Here is a 20976-nt window from a genome sequence, read left to right as displayed (position 1 = left end):
TCGATGCAGACAGGGGTCCAGCCGGGCTGGATGGTTCGGGGGCGGGGCGCTCAGTCGTCGGCGCCCAGGGCCATCCGGACGAGGTCGTCGACGTCCATGGCGTCGACGTCGAGGTGGGTGTCGTCGGCCGGGGCCGACGGCTCCTGGCCGGTGCGAACGGCGGGGGCGGGGGCCGTCGCGAGGTCCATCAGCGCGTCCAGCAGCCCGGAATCACGGAACCTGGTGATCGGGATGGACGTCAGCAGCCTGCGGATGGCCGCCTCGTCGGGTTCCCCCGCGCCCGCCGTGACCGGCGCGGCCGCGTCCCCCTGCGTTCCGGCCGCGAAGTGCTCGCGGCTCAGGTGGTCGGCGAGAGCCGCGGGAGTGGGGTAGTCGAAGACCAGGGTGGCGGGCAGCAGGACTCCGGTGGCGGCGTTCATCCGGTTGCGCAGTTCGACGGCGGTGAGCGAGTCGAACCCGAGTTCCTTGAAGGACTGGCCCGGGTCGATGCGCGCCGCGGAGGCGTGCCCCAGGACGGCGGCGACCTGACGGCAGACCTCCTCGGCCAGCCTGCGATGCCGCTCGGCGGCGTCGAGCGAGGTCAGTTCGGCGGCGAGGGCCCCGCTGTCGCCCGCCAGGGCGGCGGATGCGCGGTCCGTGACGGTGCGGCGGGTCCGGGCCAGGCCGGCCAGCAGCGGCGGTACCGGGCCCTCGGCCCCGAGCCGTGCCGTGTCCACCGCCATCGCCAGGCGTACGGCCCCGGGCTGGTCGAGGGCCTCCGTGAAGAGGGCCAGGCCCTCCTTGGGTGCGAGCGGCGGCAGGCCGGCGCGTTCCATGCGGCGGACGTCGGCGTCGCCGAGGCCGCTGGTCATGCCGGTGGTCTGGGACCAGGGACCCCAGGGCAGGGACAGTGCGGGCAGGCCGAGGGCGCGGCGGTGCTCGGCGAGGGCGTCGAGGAAGGCGTTGGCCGCGGCGTAGTTGGCCTGGCCGGGGGCGCCCAGGGTGCCGGCGACCGAGGAGAACAGGACGAAGGCGCTGAGGTCGAGGTGGCGGGTGAGGTCGTGGAGGTGGGCGGCGGCGTCGAGCTTGGGGCGCAGTACGGCGTCCAGCCGCTCGGGGGTGAGGTGGTCCACGAGGGTGTCGTCGAGTACGCCGGCCGCGTGGACGACGGCGGTCAGCGGGTGCGCGGCGGGTACGGCGGCGAGCAGTGCGGCGGCCTGGTCGCGGTCGGCGACGTCCGCGGACCGCACGTGTACCTCGGCGCCGAGCTCCTCCAGTTCCGTGACGAGTTGGGCGGCCTCGGGGGCGGCGGGGCCGCGGCGTGAGGCGAGCAGCAGGTGCCGTACCCCGTGCTCGGTGACCAGGTGGCGGGCGAGCAGGGCGCCGAGGCCGCCCGTGCCGCCGGTGACGAGGACCGTGCCGTCGGGGTCGAGCGGTGCGGGGACGGTGAGGACGACCTTGCCGATGTGGCGGGCCTGCGACATGTGGCGGAAGGCGTCCGGCGCGCTGCGTACGTCCCAGGGGCTGACGGGTAGCGGGGTCAGCACTCCGGTCTCGAACAGGTCGAGGAGTGCGGTGAGCATCTCGCCGATACGGTCGGGTCCGGCCTCGATGAGGTCGAACGCCCGGTAGTGGACGCCGCGATGGCGGGCGGCGACGGCCTCGGGGTCGCGGACGTCCGTCTTGCCCATCTCCAGGAAACGTCCGCCCGGGGCGAGCAGCCGCAGGGAGGCGTCGACGAACTCGCCCGCGAGGGAGTCCAGGACGAGGTCGACGCCGCGGTCGCCGGTGGCGGCGCGGAAGGCGGTCTCGAAGGTCAGGTCGCGGGAGGACGCGATGTGTGTGTCGTCCAGTCCGGCGGCACGCAGGGCGCCCCACTTCGCGGGGCTCGCGGTGGCGTACACCTCGGCGCCGAGGTGGCGGGCGAGCTGGGTGGCGGCCATGCCGACGCCGCCGGCCGCCGCGTGGACGAGTACGGTCTGGCCCTCGGTCACACCGCCGAGGTCGACGAGGGCGTAGTAGGCGGTGAGGAAGACGATCGGTACGGTCGCGGCCTGGGCGAACGTCCAGCCGTCCGGGACGCGGGCGACGGTGCGGGCGTCGGCGACCGCCACGGGTCCGTAGGCGGCGGGGAACATGCCCATGACGCGGTCGCCGACGGCGAGGGCGGTGACGCCGGGGCCGACCTCGGTGACCACCCCGGCTCCCTCCAGTCCGAAGTCGCGGGCCGGGCCTGGGTACATGCCGAGGGCGTTGAGCACGTCACGGAAGTTGACTCCGGCGGCGCGGACGGCGATGCGTATCTCGCCGTCCGCGAGGGCGCGTTCGGCGTCCGGTGCGGCGACGAGTTCCAGGCCGTCGAGGGTGCCCTTGCGGACCATGTCCAGCCGCCAGGCCGTACCGGGGGTGGAGTGCGGGGGGCGCAGGGTGGCGGCCGGGTCGACGCGGGAGATGCGCGGGAGGTGCACGGACCCTTCGCGCAGGGCCAGTTGGGGGTCGGTGCGGGTGAGTGCGGCGGGCAGCGCGGCGAGTGAGGCGGCCGTGGTGTCGGTGTCGACGAGGACGAACCGCCCGGGGTGCTCGGACTGCGCCGAGCGGACGAGGCCCCAGGCCGGTGCCGCGGCCGGGTGGCGCACTCCGGGCCCGTCGGGTCCGGCGGGCATGAGCGCCTCAGGGGTGACCAGGACGAGCCGGGTCGCGTCCAGTCGGCGTTCGGCCAGCAGCTGACGTACGAGAGTGAGGGCGTGCTGTGCGGCGGCGTGGCCGGCCCGGTCGAGCGGGCCGTCGTCGTGGGGGACGACGGCCAGTACGGTGCGGGGCGCGGGGTCGGCCCCGGTCGCCGCCAGGGCGGCGAGGTCGGCGGTCGCCGTGACGTCGGCCAAGACCCCGGCGGTGGCGAGCCGCGCGGCGAACTCGCGGCCGGCGAGGTCACCGAGGACGGTGAGCCGGTCGGGGTGCGGCAGGTCGCCGGTGGCCGGCTGCGGCTGCCAGTCGAGCCGGAACATGTCGCCCGCGCCCCGGGCGGGCCGGGCGCGCAGCCGTTCGGGGTCGATCGTGCGCAGGGTGAGGGAGCCGACGGAGGCGACGGGCCGCCCGGAGGTGTCGGCCACGTCGAGGGCGACGGTGTCCTCGCCGCGCAGCGCGAGCCGGACCCGTACGGCGGTGGCGCCGGTGGCGTGCAGGGTGACGTCCCGCCAGGAGAACGGCAGCCGGCCGGGCGCGGTGGCCGCCAGCGGCAGGAAGGCGGTGGCGTGCAGAGCGGCGTCGAGCAGCGCGGGGTGCAGACCGTAGCGGGGGGCGTCGGCGTGGGCCTCGTCGGGCAGCGCGACCTCGGCGTACACGTCGCCGTCGAGGCGCCAGGCGGCGCGCAGCCCCTGGAAGACCGGCCCGTAGCCGAACCCGGCCGCGGCGAGGCGGTCGTAGGTGCCGTCGACGGGAAGTTCCTCGGCTCCCGCGGGCGGCCAGACGGCGAGCGGTGCGTCCTGCGGTTCGGGGCGGGCGCCGGGGGCGAGGACGCCGTCGGCGTGCAGGGTCCAGGGCCGGTCGGAGGGGGCGTCGGCGGGCCGGGAGTGGACGCCGAGCGGGCGATTGCCGTCCGGGCCGGGGGCGCCGACCCTCAGCTGGAGGGTGAGGGCCTGTCCGGGGGGCAGCAACAGGGGTTCCACGAGGGTCAGTTCGGTGACCCGGTCGCAGCCCACGCGTTCCGCGGCGAGCAGCGCCAGGTCGAGGTGGGCGGTGCCGGGCAGGACGGCGGTGCCGCCGACGGCGTGATCGGCGAGCCAGGGCTGGTCCGTCACGGAGAGCCGGCTGGTGAAGACGTGGCCGTCGGCGTCGGCGAGGTCGACGCGGGCGCCGAGCAGCGGGTGCCCGGCGTCGGCGAGACCCGCCGCGGCCAGGTCTCCCGCGTTCCGGCCGCCGGTGGCGGGCCAGTAGCGTTCGCGCTGGAAGGCGTAGGTGGGCAGTTCGACGATCTCGCCGGTGCCCGCGGTGGAGGCGTTCCAGTCGACGTCGACGCCGTGGGCGTGGGCGCGGGCGAGTCCGCTGAGCAGGCAGGTGGTCTCGTCCTGGCCGGGGCGCAGCAGGGCGACGGCGGCGGGGTCGGTGACGGCGTCGGCGACCAGGGCGGTCAGTGTGCCGTCGGGGCCGATCTCCAGGTAACGGCGGACGCCGGCCTCCTGGAGGGCGCGTACTCCGTCGTGGAAGCGGACGGGCCGGCGCACATGGCGGACCCAGTGGTCGGGTGAGGCGAGTTCCTCGTGGGTGGCGGGCCGGCCGGTGACGTCGGAGACCACGGGGATGAGGGGCTCGCGGTACTCCAGCGTGGCGGCCACCTCGCGGAAGTCCCGCAGCATGGGCTCCATCAGCGGCGAGTGGAAGGCGTGGCTGACGCGCAGCCGCTTGGTGCGCCGGCCCAGCTCCTCGATGCGGGTGGCGACCTCGCGTACGGCGTCCTCCTCGCCGGAGACCACCACGGAGCGGGGTCCGTTGACCGCGGCCAGGCCCACCTGGTGCTCCCGGCCGTCCAGCAGGGGCAGCACCTCCTCCTCGGTGGCCTGCAGTGCGACCATGGCGCCTCCGGCGGGGAGTGCGTCCATCAGCCGGCCGCGGGCCGCGACCAGGGCGCAGGCGTCGGTGAGGGAGAGGACTCCGGCGGCGTGCACGGCGGCCAGGGAGCCGATGGAGTGGCCGAACAGGTGGTCGGGGGTCACGCCGAGGCTGCGGACGAGCCGGTACAGGGCGGTTTCCAGCGCGAACAGGGCCGGCTGGGCGTAGCCGGTGCGGTCCAGCAGCGCTCCGGCGTCTCCGAGGACGGTCTCGCGCAGCGCGGTGCCGAGGACGTCGGCGCCGAAGTGGGCGCACACCTCGTCGAAGGCGTCGGCGAAGACCGGGAACGCGGCGTACAGGTCGCTTCCCATGCCGGGGCGTTGGGCGCCCTGACCGGTGAAGAGGAACGCGGTACGTCCGCCGCGCGCGGCGGTGGTGGTCCCGTCGGGCCCCGTCGCGCCCGAGGCGAGCCGGGCCAGGTCGGCGAGCAGCTCGTCGCGCGCGGTGCCGAGCAGCACCGCACGGTGTTCGAACAGGGGCCGGGTGGTGGCAAGGGACCGGCCGATGTCGGCGGCGGACAGTCCGGGGTGCCGGGCGGCGTGGTCGAGCAGTTTCCCGGCCTGGGCGCGCAGCGCCTCGGGGGTGCGGGCGGACAGCGGCCAGGCGGTCGTCGTGTGGGTGACCGGCCGTTCGGGAGCGGGCGGGATCTCGGCGCCGGTGTCCGCCGGGGCCCCGGCGGGCGGTGCCTCCTCCAGGACGACGTGCGCGTTGGTTCCGCTGAAGCCGAAGGAGGAGACGCCCGCGCGACGGCGGCGGCCCTCCTCGGGCTGCCACGGCCTGGCCTCGGTGAGCAGGCGTACCGCGCCCGAGGACCAGTCGACCCGGCTGGAGGGCAGGTCGGCGTGCAGGGTGCGCGGCAGTTCGCCGTGGCGCAGCGCCAGCACCGTCTTGATGACGCCGGCGACACCGGCGGCGGCCTGGGTGTGGCCGATGTTCGACTTCACCGACCCGAGCCACAGGGGCCGTTCCCGGTCCTGGCCGTAGGTGGCCAGCAGTGCCTGGGCCTCGATCGGGTCGCCGAGGACGGTGCCGGTGCCGTGTCCCTCGACCGCGTCGACGTCGGCGGGCGCGAGCCCGGCGTCGGCCAGCGCGGCCCGGATCACCCGTTCCTGGGAGGGGCCGTTGGGCGCGGTCAGCCCGTTGCTGGCGCCGTCGGAGTTGACGGCGCTGCCGCGCACGACGGCGAGGACCCGGTGGCCGTTGCGGCGGGCGTCGGACAGCCGCTCCACCAGCAGCATCCCGGCGCCCTCGCCCCAGCCGGTCCCGTCGGCGCCGTCCCCGTAGGCCTTGCAGCGTCCGTCCGGCGCGAGACCGCGCTGGCGGCTGAACTCCAGGAAGGCGGCCGGCGTCGACATCACGGTGACGCCGCCCGCGAGCGCCAGGTCGCACTCCCCCGCACGCAGCGCCCGTGCCGCCCAGTGCAGGGCGACCAGGGAGGACGAGCAGGCGGTGTCGACGGTGACGGCGGGGCCCTCCAGGCCGAGGGTGTAGGAGATGCGGCCGGAGACGACGCTGGCGGCGTTCCCGGTGCCGAGGTAGCCGTCCACGTCGTCCGCGGACGTGCGCAGCAGGGCCGTGTAGTCCTGCCCGTTGGTGCCTGCGAAGACGCCGGTGCGGGAGCCGCGCAGGGTTCGCGGGTCCACGCCGGCGCGTTCCACGGCCTCCCAGCACACCTCGAGGAGCAGCCGTTGCTGCGGGTCCATGGCCAGCGCCTCGCGCGGCGAGATGCCGAAGAAGGCGGGGTCGAACCGGTCCACGCCGGCCAGGAAGCCGCCGGTGCGGGTGTAACTGGTGCCCTCGTGGCCGGGGTCCGGGTGGTACAGCGAGGCGAGGTCCCAGCCCCGGTCCTCGGGGAACGGGGTCAGGCCGTCGCCGCCGGAGGCGAGGAGGTCCCACAGCCGCTCGGGCGTGTCGGCGCCGCCCGGCAGTCGGCAGGCCATGCCGACGATGGCGATGGGTTCGTCCGTGCCGCCGGGCGCGCGCCGGGGCGCGGTGGTGGCGGGCCGGGGGGACCCGTCTCCGGTGGGCAGCGAGCGCAGCAGATGCTCGGCGAGCGCGGCCGGGGTGGGGTGGTCGAAGGCGACGCTGGGCGCGAGCCGCAGACCGGTGCGGCGTTGCAGCGCGTTGCGCAGGTCGACGGCGGTCAGCGAGTCGAACCCGAGGTCGCGGAAGGCGCGTTCGGGATCGGCGGCCGGGGCGTCCGCGGGGTGGCCTAGCACGGTCGCGATCTCCGTCTGCAGGAGCCGGAGAACGGCGGCGGGCCGCTCGGACAGCGGCAGCGCGGCGAGGGAACGGGTCAGTCGCCCGCCGCGCCCGGAGGTCGGGGCGGTGCGCCGCGCGGTGGCGGCGGGGTCGCGCAGCAGGGCCGGGGTGGGAGTCGTGGCGGCTCGCGCGGCGGGCAGGTCCAGCCGGATCGGCAGGAGCACCGGTCGGTCCTGCGCCGAGGCGAGGTCGAGCAGGCGCAGGGCGTCGGCGGTGGGCAGCGGGGCGATGCCCGCCCGGGCCATTCGGGTGCGGTCGGCGTCGCCGAGGCCCGAGGTCATGCCGCTCTCCTCGGCCCACAGACCCCAGCCGAGGGCGAGCGCGGGCCGTCCCTGCGCCCGCAGGGTGGCGGCCAGGGCCTCCAGGAAGGTGTTGGCGGCGGCGTAGTTGCCCTGGCCGGGACCGCCGAAGGTGGCGGCGGCGGAGGAGAAGAGCACGAACGCCGTGAGGTCCATGTCCCGGGTCAGCCGCTCCAGGTGGACGGCGGCGTCCGCCTTGGGGCGCAGCACGGCCGAGAGCCGCTCCGGGGTCAGAGCGGTGATCACACCGTCGTCGATCACCCCGGCGGCGTGGAAGACCGCGCCCAGGGGGTGCCGCTCCGGTACGGCGTCCAGGAGTGCCGTCAGCGCGGCGGGGTCGGCGACGTCACAGGCGGCAAGGGTCACCTCGGCACCGGCCTGGCCGAGAGCGGCGACCAGCTCGGCGGCTCCCGGGGCCTCTCCGCCCCGGCGGCTCGCCAGCAGCAGATGCCGGGCGCCGTGGACGGTGACCAGGTGCCGGGCGACGGCGGCGGCGACGGTGCCGCCCGCTCCGGTGATCAGCACGGTCCGCTCGGGATCGAGGAGCGGCTTCGGGGAGCGGTCCGGGTGATGCCGGGTGAGGCGGGCGGCGAAGGTGCGGCCGGACCGCACCGCGATCTGTGTCTCTCCGCTGTTCACCGCCGCGCAGACGGCGGCGAGCAGGGTCTCCGGGTCGGTCTCCGGGTCGGTGTCCACGAGGAGGAAGGCCTCCGGGTTCTCCGACTGCGCGGAGCGCACCAGACCGCGTACGGCGGCTGCGGCGAGGTCGGCGACGGGCTCGCCGGGCAGCACGGCCACCGCGTTGCGGGTGAGCAGGACCAGCCGGGAGCCGGCCGTGCGTTCCTCGGTCTGCCAGCGCCGCAGGAGTTCCAGGGCGGCGGCGGCCGACTCGTGGACGGCGGCGGGCAGTTCCGCTTCACCGCCCTGCCAGGAGAGGAGGACGAGGTCCGGAACGGCCGCCTGGGGGTCGCCGAGCGCGGTGAACAGGGCGTCCGGGTCCGGGTGGTGGTCGGCGTCGGCCGGGGCCGGTCCGGCGCCCACGACGGCCACCGTCGGCCGGTCCGCGGGGACGGCGGCCGGGGGCAGCGCGGTCCAGTCGACCACGAACAGGTCCTCACCGGCCGGCGAGGGGACGGTCAGCGGCAGTTCGTCCACGGGAGCGAGGGAGACCGCGCCGACGGTGGCCACCGGCGCGCCGGACTCGTCGGCGAGGTCCAGTCGCAGTCCGCCGCCGGAACGGGGCCGGACCCTGACCCGCAGCGCCTCCGCGCCGGCCGCGTACAGGGTGCACTCACGCCAGTCCACGGCGAATCCGCCGGGACTGCCGAGCGCGGGAGCGGCGTGCAGCGCGGCGTCGAGCAGCGCCGGGTGCAGTGCCGTCCGCAGGGCGTCCGACCGGAACTCCTCCGATACGGCGACCTCCGCGTACACCTCGTCGCCGGCCGGCCACACCGCGGTGAGCCCGCGGAAGGCCGGGCCGTGGTCCAGCCCTCGGGCCGACGACGCCTCGTAGATCCCCTCGATGTCGTCGGCGTCCAGGGCCCGGACGCCGGGCGGCGGCCAGGTGCCGTCCGGTGCCTCCTGACCGGGTCGGCCGGGAGCGGTCCCGGCCGAGGCCAGGACACCGCGGGCGTTGCGGGTCCAGGGCCGCTCGGCCGCGCTCGGCTCGTCCTCCGCCCGGTCGGCGGCGACCGGCGCGGGCCGGGAGTGGCAGGCGAACGCCCTGACGCCGTCCTGGTCCGGGCCGTCGAGGACGACCTGGATCTCGACGGGCCGGTCACCGTCGAGGACGAGCGGCTGCTCCTGGACGAGTTCGACGACGTGGTGGCATCCGACGAGGCCACCGAGGTGCAGGGCGAAGTCGAGGTAGGCGGCCGTGGGCAGCACGGTGCGGCCCGCGGCGGTGTGGTCGGCCAGCCAGGGGTGGGAGCGGGTGGAGAGCACGGTGGTGGACAGCACGCAGGAGGAGTCCGCCAGCGTCACCGCGGCACCGAGCAGCGGATGTCCGCCGGCGCGCCGTCCACCGCCGGGAACCGGGTCGAGCCAGAAGCGTCGCTGCTGGAAGGCGTAGGTGGGCAGGTCGACGTGGCGGGCTCCGGGGTACAGGGCGGACCAGTCGGGGCTGTGCCCGTGCGCGTGCAGCGCGGCGACGGCGTGGAGCAGGGTCCCGGCTTCCGGCCCTTCCTTGCGCAGCGCCGGCGCCAGAACGCACGGGTGGTCGTCGAGGAGGATGCGGGCGAGCGCGGTGAGGGTGCCGTCCGGGCCGAGCTCGACGAAGCGTGCGGCCTTGAGCTGTACGAGGGTGCGCAGGGCGTCGGCGTAACGCACGCTCTGCCGGACCTGGCGCACCCAGTGATCCGGGGACATCAGCTCCTCGGCGCTCGCCGACTCACCGGTCACCGTCGAGACAAGGGGCAGCCTCGGACGCTCATACGACAGACTCTCCGCCACGGCCCGGAACTCGTCGAGCATCGGCTCCATCAGCGGCGAGTGGAAGGCATGGCTCACCCGCAGCGCGGTGACCTTGCGGTCCTGTCCGCGGAAGCGGTCCGCGATCTCCTCGACCGCCTGGGCCGTGCCCGAGATCACGGTGGCCCGGGGACCGTTGACCGCCGCGATCCCCACCTCGTCACCCAGCAGCGGCAGCACCTCCTCCTCGGTGGCCTGGAGCGCGACCATCGCACCGCCGGACGGCAGCGCCTGCATCAACCGGCCCCGAGCCACCACCAGACGACACGCGTCCCCCAGCGACCACACCCCCGCCACATACGCCGCAGCGATCTCACCGATCGAATGACCGGCCAGCACGTCCGGGCGCACACCCCACGACTCCAGCAACCGGAACAACGCCACCTCCAGCGCGAACAGCGCCGGCTGCGCGAACTCCGTACGGTTCAGCAGGGCCGCGTCCTCACCGAACACCACCCCCCGCAGATCGAAGGGCAGTTCCGCGTCCACGGCGTCGAAGGCCTCGGCGAACACCGGATACGCCTCGTACAACTCGCGCCCCATACCCAGGCGTTGCGAGCCCTGACCCGCGAACAGGAACGCCGTGCGGCCACGCAGTGCGCTGCCCCGCACCACCCGCGCGTCCGCCTCACCCGCGGCCAGCGCCGCCAGACCCGACCGCAGATCCCCGACATCCGAACCCACGACCACCGCACGGTCCTCGAACACCGACCGCGTCACCGCCAGCGACCAGCCCACATCGACGGCAGAACCCGCCACCGCCTCCACCAGCCGCGCCGCCTGCGCCCGAAGAGCCCCCTCCCCACGCGCCGACACCGGCCACAACACAACCCCGGCACCGGACCCGGACCCGGACGCCCCCGACTCCTCGACCGCCCCGGCACCCCGCTCCTCACCCTCCTCCAGCACCACATGCGCATTGGTGCCGGAGACGCCGAACGCGGAGACGCCGGTGCGGCGCGGCCGACCGTCCTCCGTACGCGGCCACTGCCGGGTCTCGGTCAGCAGGCTCACCCGGCCCGCCGACCAGTCGACGTGCCGGGACGGGGCGTCCACGTGCAGCGTGGCCGGGAGCGTTCCGTGTTGCATGGCCATGACCATCTTGATCACGCCGCCGACTCCGGCGGCGGCCTGGGTGTGGCCGATGTTCGACTTCAACGACCCCAGCCACAGCGGCCGTTCACGGTCCTGACCGTAGGTGGCGAGCAACGCCTGCGCCTCGATCGGGTCGCCCAGCGTCGTACCCGTGCCGTGCGCCTCCACCGCGTCCACATCCGCGGCCGACAGCCCCGCGCTCGCCAGCGCCGCCCGGATCACCCGCTGCTGTGAAGGACCGTTCGGGGCGGTCAGACCACTGCTGGCGCCGTCCTGGTTGACCGCGCTGCCCCGGATCACCGCCAGCACGCGGTGGCCGTTGCGCCGCGCGTCCGACAGCCGCTCCAGCAGCAGCAGACCCGCGCCCTCACCCCACCCGGTGCCGTCCGCCGCGTCCGCGAAGGACTTGCAGCGGCCGTCGGCGGAGAGTCCGCGCTGGCGGCTGAACTCGGTGAAGGTGACCGGTGTGGACATCACGGCCACACCGCCCGCCAGTGCCAGCGAGCACTCGCCCGCCCGCAGCGCCCGGCAGGCCAGGTGCAGGGCGACCAGGGAGGAGGAGCAGGCCGTGTCCACGGTGACCGCGGGGCCCTCCAGGCCCAGGGTGTAGGCGACGCGGCCCGAGGCGATGCTGCCCGCGCTGCCGTTGCCGATGAAGCCTTCCAGGCCGGGCGGCGGCACGTCGAACCGGGAGCCGTAGTCGTTGTACATGACGCCGACGAAGACGCCGGTGTCGCTGCCTCGCAGGGTGCCGGGTTCCAGTCCGGCCCGCTCCAGGGCCTCCCAGGAGATCTGCAGCAGCAGCCGCTGCTGCGGGTCGGTACCGAGGGCCTCGCGCGGCGACATGCCGAAGAAGTCGGGGTCGAAGTCGGCGGCGTCGTGCAGGAAGCCGCCCTCGCGGGTGTAGCAGGTGCCCGGGTGTTCGGGGTCGGGGTGGTACAGGGACGGGACGTCCCAGCCGCGGTCCTCGGGGAAGGGTGTGATGGCGTCGGTGCCGTCGGCGACCAGGCGCCACAGGTCCTCGGGAGTGCGTACGTCGCCCGGGTAGCGGCAGGCCATGGAGACGATCGCGATGGGCTCGCGGTCCTTGGTCTCCAGCTCCCGCAGGCGGCTGGACGTGCGGTGCAGGTCGGCGGTGACCCGCTTCAGATAGTCCCGCAGGCGGTCTTCGCTCACAGCTCGGCCCCCAGACCCGGGTCGCACACCACGGCGGAGACCGGTGACGGGCCCGCTGCGCTCGGAACGGTAGACAACACCGGTATCTCCTCAGGCTCGGACACCCACGCGCTCGGCATGGCTCCTCGAACACCTCGAACCCGGCCAAGTCTGGGGGCGTCCGGGCGGTCCACGGCCGATTGACCTCCGACACTGAAAAATCCCCTAGTGCCGCAACAGGCAACGTCCACCCCGTCGCGGCGCCCGGCACGCACTCTCGCCGCAGCGGGCACAAGCCCGAGTACGGTCCGGTACGAGGGCTTGCGCCCGGCACGCCGAGAGCACGCACCAGACGCCGCTCCTTGACGGGCAAACGTTGCCTGCCGCGGCACTAATTGCCCGCTGCACCGGTCCGGCGCGCCCCTGCTCCGGTCGGCCATGCGCCCCGCAGCGGCCCGGCACCCGTCGGCACCGGCAAATCCCTAGAGTTGCGCGGCTTTTCTGGCCTTCGTTTCGCCGGGCGTGCTGCGCTGAGGCGCTCCCGGCCCGCCGTCTCCTGTGCGGTCCGCGCTACGAGAGGGGTTCTCCGATGACAGCCGTGCCCGCTCCCGGCCCGGAGGTCGCCGCACCGCCCGAGGTCGGTCTCGACGGTGGTGCGACCCTGCTGGCCTGGCTCCGGCGCATGCGCGACGAACATCCGGTGTGGCGGGATCCGGCGGGCCGCTATCACGTGTTCCGCCACGAGGACGTGCAGCGGATCACCGCCGATCCGGCGGCCTTCTCCTCGGACACGGTGACCCGGCTGTCGGGCGGCGAGCGGCAACCGCCCGGCGGCACGCTGCTGTTGCTGGACCCGCCCCGGCACGGCAAGCTGCGGCGGCTGGTGAGCAAGGTCTTCACCGCGAAGATGATCAACGAGTTGAGCCCGCGCATCACCGAGGTGGCCACGGAGCTGCTCGACGGCCTGGACGGCGGCGACCGCTTCGACCTGATCGAGGCGTTCGCCAACCCGCTGCCGGTGATCGTGATCTCCTCCATGCTGGGTGTGCCGCCGTCGGACCGCCCGCTGTTCCAGGTATGGGCCGACAACCTGCTGACCGTGGACTGGGAGACGCCCGAGGGCGCCGAGGTCCTGGGCAGAACCGTGCAGGAGCTGGACGCCTATCTGCGCCGGCACGTCGCCGAGCGGCGGGCCCGCGAGTACGACGACCTGATGAGCCTGCTCGTGCGGGCCGAGGTCGACGGGGAGAGCCTGAACGACGACGACGTGGTGAGCTTCGCCGCGCTGCTGCTGCTCGCCGGGCATGTGACCACGTCCGTGCTGCTCGGGAACATGCTGCTGACCCTGGACCGGGAAGAGGGCGTGCTCCCCGACCTGCGTGCGGACCGCACGAGGATCACGCCGTTCACCGAAGAGGTACTGCGCTGCCGGCCACCGTTCCTGAAGATCGAACGGGTGCCCACGGCCCCGGTGGACATCGCCGGGGAGAAGGTGCCGGAGAACGCGATGGTGTACCTCTGGCTGCTGTCCGCCAACCGCGACGAGCGGGTGTTCCCCGAGCCGGACCGCTTCCTGCCGGGCCGGTCCAACGCCAAGCAGCTGGCCTTCGGACACGGCATCCACTACTGCCTGGGCGCCCCGCTGGCCCGCATGGAGGGGCAGATCGCGCTCAACCTGATGCTGGACCGCTACGCCGACATCCGGGTCGACGGTGACGCACCGCTGTCCTACTTCGACAACCGGGTCAACGTCTTCGGTCTTCGGCGGCTGTCTCTCACGGTCCGCCGGGCCTGAGCGGCGCTCCCGGCGGACGGAACCCACCAGACGGAGGACTCATGGCCTACGAGCCGAAACCACCTGTGATACCGACCGATCGCGTCTGCCCCTTCGACCCCGATCCGGAGTACCGCCGGCTGCGTGAGGAGGAGCCGATCAGCCCGGTCACCTTCGACATCGCGCCGGGCCGCGACGACGGATGGCTGGTCACCAGGCACGACCATGTGCGGGCCATCATGACCGACCCGCGCTTCAGCCACCGCGCGGAGCTGCTGGCGCTGGTGGCGTCACCGCCGTTCGAGGTGGAGAAGTACGACCCGCAGCCGTCGGGACCGGGTTCCTTCGTCCGGATGGACGCCCCGGACCACACGCGCTACCGGCGGCTGCTGACGGGCTTCTTCACGGTCCGCAAGATCCAGGAGTACGAGCCGACGCTGGCCGGGATCATCGACGAGGTGCTCGAGGAGATGGCCGGTCTCCAGCCGCCGGTGGACCTGCTGCCGGCGTTCGTCCAGAAGGTCGTGTACCGGTCGGTGCACTCGGTGATGGGTGTGCCGGAGGAGGACATCGCCGAGCTCGACCGGCACTTCTCGGCGATCATGCGGATCAACTACACGCTCGAGGAGTTCATCGAGCACAACACGGCGCTGGACCAGACGCTCGCCCGGGTCGTCAAGGAACTGTTCGCCGAGCCGAACGACAAGCTGCTCGGCAAGCTCGTCAAGACCGGTGAGCTGACCGAGGAGGAGCTGGCGAACATCGCCTGGATCACCATCGGCGGCGCACTGGACACCACACCGAACATGCTGGGGCTCGGCACCTTCGCACTGCTGGAGCATCCGGAGCAGCTGCAGAAGGTGCGCGAACAGCCCGAGTTGATGGAGCGGGCGGTCGAGGAGCTGCTGCGCTACCTGACGATCTCCCACATGGGCGCGAGCCGGGTGGCGCTGGAGGACGTGGAGGTCGGCGGGAAGACCATCGAGGCCGGACAGACCGTCGTTCTGTCCCTGCCCGCCGCGAACCGGGACCCGAGGCAGTTCGAGAACCCGGAGGTCTTCGACGTCACCCGCCCTTCCCGCCGGCATCTGGCGTTCGGTTTCGGCATACACCAGTGCCTGGGGCAGCATCTGGCCCGGGCCACCCTGCGCATCGGTTTCCAGAAGCTCTTCGACCGCTTCCCCGACCTCCGGCTGGCCGCCGACCCACAGGAGATCCCGCTGCGGGACAAGGCGATGCACTACGGGGTGTACGCGCTGCCCGTGACCTGGGGGTGATCCCACACCCGTACACCGGCCGCGGACCGTCCCGGACAGGGCCGGCCGCGGTCCCGGTCGCGGCGCGTGGGCTCGCAGCGCACGGCGTGCGGCCCGCGCCACGCGGCGCGGGCCGCACGCGGACTACGGCGTCACCGCGGAGAGGTGGGACATGCGGGGCCACGTCGTGCGCCAGGGCCGACGCAGGCCCTCACAGACCCAGATGGGGGCGCCCCGGTTGAGGTTGGGCACCTTGTGCGCGTTGGTGACCGTGCCGCGCCGGCGCACACTGGTGAAGAACTGACGTAGGTAGCGGGCGTCCGCGCCGACGAAGACCACGGGCGCGGTGTCGTCGGACGGGCGGCGCAGGTACCAGTAGCCGCGGTGACCGCTGTAGGGCCGTGGCAGGCCGAGGGCAGGGCCGAACCGGTCGAGGGCACCCGCCTGGTCGTACCGCTCGGTGATCAGCAGGGCTCGGTGGCGCCGGTCGGCGGGCAAGCCGCGCTGGACGCGGGCCACCGAGGCGGCCAGGTCGGGCCAGCCCACGCTCTCCATCGCCATGCGGTCGGCGGAGGACCGGGTGAGCCGCTGGACCGGGTACACCGGAAGCACCTGCACCGCCAGGCCCGCCGACACCGCGTAGACCACGGCCGTCGACCACAGGCGCGGGCGGGTGGCACCCAGCCGCTGCAGTGCCGTGGCACCCGCCGCCCACAGGACGGCGAACATCCCCGCGACGTAGTAGGGGCGTCCGTGGACGACGAGGTAGCAGGCGCACAGTCCGGTGAAGGCCGGCGCGAGGAACCGGTAGGGGCGGGCCTCGCGGGCGATCAGCAGCCGGCCCAGCCCGCAGAACAGGAGGACGGCGCCGACCAGTCCGGCGGCCGAGAGGACCGTGGGCAGGAACATGGCCCGGCCGCCCTCCTCGACGGCGACCTCCCGGGCGATGACCCTGGTCATCGCCAGCTGGGGCCAGCCGGCGCGGGCCTGCCAGCACAGGCCGGGCACGGCGGTGAGCAGGGCTCCCGCAGCCGAGGCCCACAGCAGCGGGCGGCGCAGCAGGTCCCGGGGCCCCACGAGCAGCAGGGCCACCAGCAGCACGGCCCAGAAGCCGACGCTGAGGAACTTGACCTGGAGGGAGACGGCGGCGGTGAGCCCGAGCAGGGGCAGCAGCCGGTCGCGCCTGGTGCGGACCCAGCGCACCAGCAGCCAGACGCTGACCGTCGTCAGGAAGATGTCCAGGGTGGCGGTGATGAGCAGATGGCCCATCTGCAGCATCACCGGCGAGACGGCGTACGCGCCGGCGGTGGCGAGCTGGGCGGCTCGTCCGCCGCCCAGCTCACGGGCGGTCAGGGCGGCGGTCAGCACCCCGAGTGCGGTGAGGGCCGCGGCCGGTGCGCGCAGTGCCGGCAGCGAACCGGGGAACACGGTGTCGAGGGCGTGGGCCAGCAGGGGCAGCAGAGGCGGCTGGTCGGCGTATCCCCAGGCGGGACTGCGGCCGGCGGCGAGGAAGTACAGCTCGTCGCCGAAGTAGCCGAAGCGGCCGGCGGTGAGCAGCAGCAGCGCCGCGGTGACGCAGGCGACGGCGCCCACCGGCAGCAGTGCGAGGCGTGGCAGGGGGGTTGCCGGCGGTTCGGTCGCGATGCGGCGGGCGGCGGGCGGCCGGTACCCGTCGGCGCGGTGGGTCGCGTCGGGCCGGGCTGTGGGGGGCATCGTCGCTTTCTCGATCCTGTCGGGTCCGGGGTGGAAGGGCACCGCGCGTCCGAGCGCTGCGACCGGCGAGGTCCACCGGCTCGCGGCGTCCGGCAGACCCTTGCGGTCGCAGCGCTTGGCGAGTCGAACCTACGGTCGGCAGCCGGTGCCGGAGCGGTGTGTTCCCCTTTCCCGGCGCGGGAGTAGGGGCGATTCCCTAGTCTTCGGTTCCCGTGGTGGCCGTGGCTGACGCGGCTGTGCTGGTGTGGAGATTCCGAACCGCCCTGGGGCCCGTGTGCTTTCGTCGCGGTTCGGCCCTGCCCGGCCGACCTGCGGTGGACGCGTGCGCAGCGCCCTGTCGTTCCCACGGCCCGGCTCCCGATCCCTCAACCGATCACGGAGAGACGACAGTCGAGTGATGGACCTTCAGTTCATGTGCGGCGGGGCCGGGTCCCGGCCCCGCACGGTCAGGGCGTGCGCGTCATGACGGCGGCGATCGTCGCGGACGGCGTCCGCAAGCGGTACGGGGACATCCAGGCCGTCGACGGAGTCTCGCTGAACATCGAGGCGGGCGAGTTCTACGGCATCCTGGGTCCCAACGGAGCGGGCAAGACGACCACTCTGGAGATCCTGGAGGGCGTCCGCGAGCCCGACGAGGGCCGGATCGAGCTGTTCGGCGAGAGCCCCTGGCCGCGCAATCCCAGGCTGTTGAAGCGGATCGGCGTGCAGTTCCAGGCGTCGTCGTTCTTCGACAAGCTGACCACACGGGAGACGATCTGCCTGTTCGCCTCCTTCTACCGGGTCGGGGTCCGGCAGGCCGAAGCGATGCTGGAGCGGGTCGGCCTCACGGAGTTCGGTGACGTGCCGGCCGACAAACTCTCCGGGGGCCAGGCCCAGCGGCTGTCGATCGCCTGCGGTCTGGTGCACGACCCGGAGATCGTCTTCCTGGACGAGCCCACGGCCGGCCTGGACCCGCAGGCCCGCCGCAACCTCTGGGACCTGCTGCGGGACGTCAACGAGGAGGGCCGCACGCTGGTCCTCACCACGCACTACCTGGACGAGGCCGAGATGCTGTGCGACCGGGTGTCGGTGATGGAGAAGGGCAAAGTGCTCAGGACGGGTGCGCCCGCGGCCCTGGTCCGTGAGCTGGACGACATGGTGCGGGTGAGCGTGGAGTCCGGGCTGGTCAAGGCGGACGTCCTGCGCGGGCTGCTGCTGTCGGCCGGGGTGGAGAACGCCGTGGTGGAGGACGACGGGATCACGCTGTCGATCGCCACCCACTCCCCCGGGCCGGTGCTGTCGGTGCTGGCCGACCACAGGGCGCTGCGCGGCCTGCAGGTCCGCGGCGCCACCCTGGAGGACGTCTTCCTCCAGCTGACCGGACGGGAGTACCGCGCGTGAGCATCGACGAGACGTCCGCTCGCTCCACCGGAGCGGCCGGCGACGGCCCCGCGGAACAGGAGAAGGCGGCGGACCGGGCCGGGCCGGGCCGCGGGAGCCCGGCCAGGGACCGGCGGCTGAACCCGGTGCGCGAGCTGGCCCGGGCGATGATCCTGAGCGTCCTGCGGGACAAGGGCACCATCTTCTTCCTGATGGTCTTCCCGATCCTGTTCCTGATGTTGTTCGGCTCGCTGTTCAAGAGTGACGGGACCTCGCACATCAAGGTGGCCCAGGTCGGCGAGGTGCAGGTGCTCGACTCGCTCACCGGCGCACAGCGCGACCAGTTGTCCAAGGCGGCCACGGTCACCAAGGTGAAGAGCGAGTCGGCCGCGCTGGAGAAGGTGCGCAAGGGCGACTACGACGCGTCGGTCCAGCAGGACGGTGACACCGTCGTGCTGCGCTACAGCCTCTCCGACCCGGTCAAGGGCGCTTCGGCCCGCGCGACGCTGAACGCGGTGCTGGAGCAGGCGAACCTGGCCGCGACCGGCATGCCCGCCAGGTACACGCTGAAGGCGAGTCAGGTCGAGGACGAGTCGGTCAAGCCCATCCAGTATCTGACCCCGGGTCTGATGGGCTTCGCCATCGCCACCAGTTCGGTGTTCAGCACCGCTCTGACGCTGGTGACCCTGCGCCGCAAGAAGATCCTCCAGCGGATGCAGCTGTCGCCCATCCGCCCCTGGGAGGTGGTGGCCGCCCGTATCTCCATGACCATGCTCATGGTGCTCACGCAGACGGCCCTGTTCCTGGTGGTGGCGACCCTGCCGTACTTCGGTCTCCAGCTCACCGGGAACTGGTGGCTGGTGGTGCCGTTGGTGATGTGCGGGACGCTGGCCCTGATGTCGCTGGGACTGCTCATCGGCTCCGTCACCAAGACCGAGGAGTCCGCCGGTGGTCTCGCCCAGCTGCTGGTGCTGCCGATGTCCCTCCTGTCGGGGTCGTTCTTCTCGCTGGACAGCGCCCCGGAGTGGGTCAGGGCGGTCTCGTACGTGATGCCGCTGCACTACCTCGTGGAGGGCGGCGAGTCGGTGCTCAGCAGGGGCGGCGGTCTGCTGGACGTCCTGCCGACGATGGGCGGCATGCTGGCCTTCGCCGCCGTGGTGACCGGGCTGACGCTGCGTTTCTTCAAGTGGAACGAAGGGTGAGGCGGCGCTGACGGAGGACGTCCGGGACCCTCTGCCGTGTCGGTGCGGCAGAGGGCCCCGGTCGTTTGCCGCGGATGAGGACGGCGGCGAGGACGGCCGCGGCGGCGAGAACCGTCTGCGCCGCCGTCCTCGCTGCTGGCCACCCGCCGCACCCGGCGGCGTCGACGGCGGAGGATTCCCGCTCCGGCGCGTCCCGCGCCCCGGTGCGGGCGTCAGGCCCGGTCGGCGCCCCGCCAACCGTCGTGGTGCAGGACCTCCTCGAGCGGTCGCCGCGGCCCCGGCCGGAAGGTGGTGCGCAACGGATACGCGGTCGGCAGCAGCGCGCCCTGGCGGACGGTGGGCGGCAGGCCCAGCAGGTCGGCGACCTCCCGCTCGCGGTCCAGGTGGACGGCCGTCCAGGCGGTGACCAGACCCCGGCTGCGGGCGGCCAGCGCGTAGCTCCAGGCGGCGGGCAGCAGCGACCCCCAGACGCCGGCCTGGTTGCCCTCGGGCAGCCCGTCGGGGAGTTCGAGGCAGGGTATGACCAGGACGGGCACCCGGTGCAGCCGCTCGGCGAGCAGCCGGGCGCCGGTGAGCACGGAGCGGGTCCCCTCGGGCTGCTCGTCCAGCCGTTCGAGGGCGGCGCCGTTGCGGTCGTGGAACGCGGCCCGGTAGACCTCGGCGACGCCGGCGCGGAGCCGCGGATCGGTGAGCAGCAGCCAGTGCCATCTCTGGCGGTTGTTGCCGTTGGGGGCCTGCAGGGCGATCCGCAGGCAGTCCTTGACCAGCTCCGGGTCCACCGGCCGCTCCAGGTCCAGGCCGCGTCGTACGGACCGCGTGGTGGTCAGGAGCTCCTCGCCCGACAGGGTGGGCAGTGTGTTCATGGCAGCAGCACCGCCCGGACGACCAGGGCGAGGTACGTCGTCACGACGAACCCCATCGCGGTGAGCAGGGGCCAGCCGCCGCGGCGCGCGCCGAGGAACCGCCGGGCGCCGAGAGCGGGCAGGACCGCCGTCAGACAGGGCAGCAGCCCGAGCGCGCCGTCCGGTGCGAACAGGACGACCTGGAAGACGACCGCCCCGGCCGCCAGGGCGACGGTGACGGCGGCGCTGCCCCGGGGGCCGAGGTCGGCCGAGTACAGGCGTGCGCCGGGCCCGGCCTCCCAGGCGGTCTTGCGGGCGAACTCGAAGTGCAGGAACACGCACGCGCACAGGCCGAGCAGCAGCGCGCCGCGCCGGTCGGCGGTGACGGTCCCGGCGGCGACCAGGGATCCGTACACGTAGACGCCGAGCAGGACCTGCACCGGGTAGGTGACCGCGAGGTTGAGCAGCTGCCGGTCGCGGACCGCCGCCGAGAAGCGTTCCAGGGCGGCGAGGAACAGTCCGTAGCCCAGGGCCACGAGGATCAGCAGGACGGCCGTGGCGGACAGCGCCGCGTTCAGGCCGGCCGCCACCGCGGTGAGGGCGGCCATCGCGCCGCGCAGCTCGGCGACGGTGATGGCGCCGGTGACCAGCGGCCGGTCCGGGTGGTGCACACGGTCGTACTCGAAGTCCTTCTGCTCGTCCAGCATCCGCAGGAACAGCAGCGCGAGGACGACACTGACGACCCGCACCCAGGTGGCCGCGGTCGGCCGCCAGGCCGCGCCGGTCAGGCCCACTGCGGAGCCCTCCAGGGCGAGGACCCAGAGCAGGCCGTAGGTGGCGTAGACGTGGGGCCGGAACATGCGCAGCACGAAGCGGCCCAGCCGGCCGGGGATGCGGGGCACGGCGACGGTGGTCACTGGCGGGTGTCCCTGTCTCGGGTGGGGGTTCGGGGGTCTTGCCCCGGGT

8 protein-coding genes are annotated in these 20976 nt (G+C 73.9%); 4 read left to right on the top strand and 4 right to left on the bottom strand.

The genetic code is table 11. The features are described 5' to 3' along the window. Positions 1–50: 50 nt before the first annotated feature. The gene (locus AC067N_RS37440; RefSeq protein WP_478683417.1) at positions 51–11885 is read right to left on the bottom strand and encodes an SDR family NAD(P)-dependent oxidoreductase; all 11835 of its coding nucleotides are present in this window, start codon (positions 11883–11885) and stop codon (positions 51–53) included. 568 nt (positions 11886–12453) lie between these two features. Here AC067N_RS37440 and AC067N_RS37435 point away from each other — a divergent pair. Beyond that, positions 12454–13659, top strand: coding sequence for a cytochrome P450 (locus tag AC067N_RS37435; protein WP_478683416.1), 1206 nt, complete (start codon positions 12454–12456; stop codon positions 13657–13659). 41 nt (positions 13660–13700) lie between these two features. Continuing rightward, on the top strand, positions 13701–14915 hold the full coding sequence (locus tag AC067N_RS37430) for a cytochrome P450 (RefSeq protein WP_478683415.1): 1215 nt from the start codon (positions 13701–13703) through the stop codon (positions 14913–14915). Between the two features lie 123 nt (positions 14916–15038). Here the strand turns inward: AC067N_RS37430 and AC067N_RS37425 are convergent, their stop codons facing one another. Continuing rightward, positions 15039–16607, bottom strand: a complete 1569-nt coding sequence (locus AC067N_RS37425) for an ArnT family glycosyltransferase (protein WP_478683414.1) — start codon at positions 16605–16607, stop codon at positions 15039–15041. A 462-nt stretch (positions 16608–17069) separates the two neighbouring features. Between AC067N_RS37425 and AC067N_RS37420 the strand changes: the two genes are divergently transcribed. Together AC067N_RS37420 and AC067N_RS37415 are read left to right on the top strand one after the other, a co-directional pair. After that, positions 17070–17987: an ABC transporter ATP-binding protein gene (locus tag AC067N_RS37420; protein WP_478683419.1), complete on the top strand. Its 918-nt coding sequence runs from the start codon at positions 17070–17072 to the stop codon at positions 17985–17987. Then, positions 17984–19168 carry an ABC transporter permease gene (locus AC067N_RS37415; RefSeq protein WP_478683413.1) on the top strand — a complete coding sequence of 395 codons (1185 nt, stop codon included), beginning with the start codon at positions 17984–17986 and terminating at the stop codon, positions 19166–19168. The genes AC067N_RS37420 and AC067N_RS37415 overlap by 4 nt, the downstream gene beginning before the upstream one ends. Before the next feature lie 212 nt (positions 19169–19380). Here the strand turns inward: AC067N_RS37415 and AC067N_RS37410 are convergent, their stop codons facing one another. Beyond that, a complete protein-coding gene (locus tag AC067N_RS37410) occupies positions 19381–20031 on the bottom strand; it encodes a nitroreductase family protein (RefSeq protein ID WP_478683412.1) in 651 nt (216 codons plus the stop codon). Continuing rightward, a complete protein-coding gene (locus AC067N_RS37405) occupies positions 20028–20927 on the bottom strand; it encodes a UbiA prenyltransferase family protein (protein ID WP_478683411.1) in 900 nt (299 codons plus the stop codon). The genes AC067N_RS37410 and AC067N_RS37405 overlap by 4 nt, the downstream gene beginning before the upstream one ends. Positions 20928–20976: the final 49 nt, after the last annotated feature.

Source organism: Streptomyces sp. NPDC042364, from assembly GCF_056437585.1.
The sequence above is the reverse complement of the archived record's forward strand: the minus strand, read 5'-3'. Positions and strand labels throughout refer to the sequence as shown.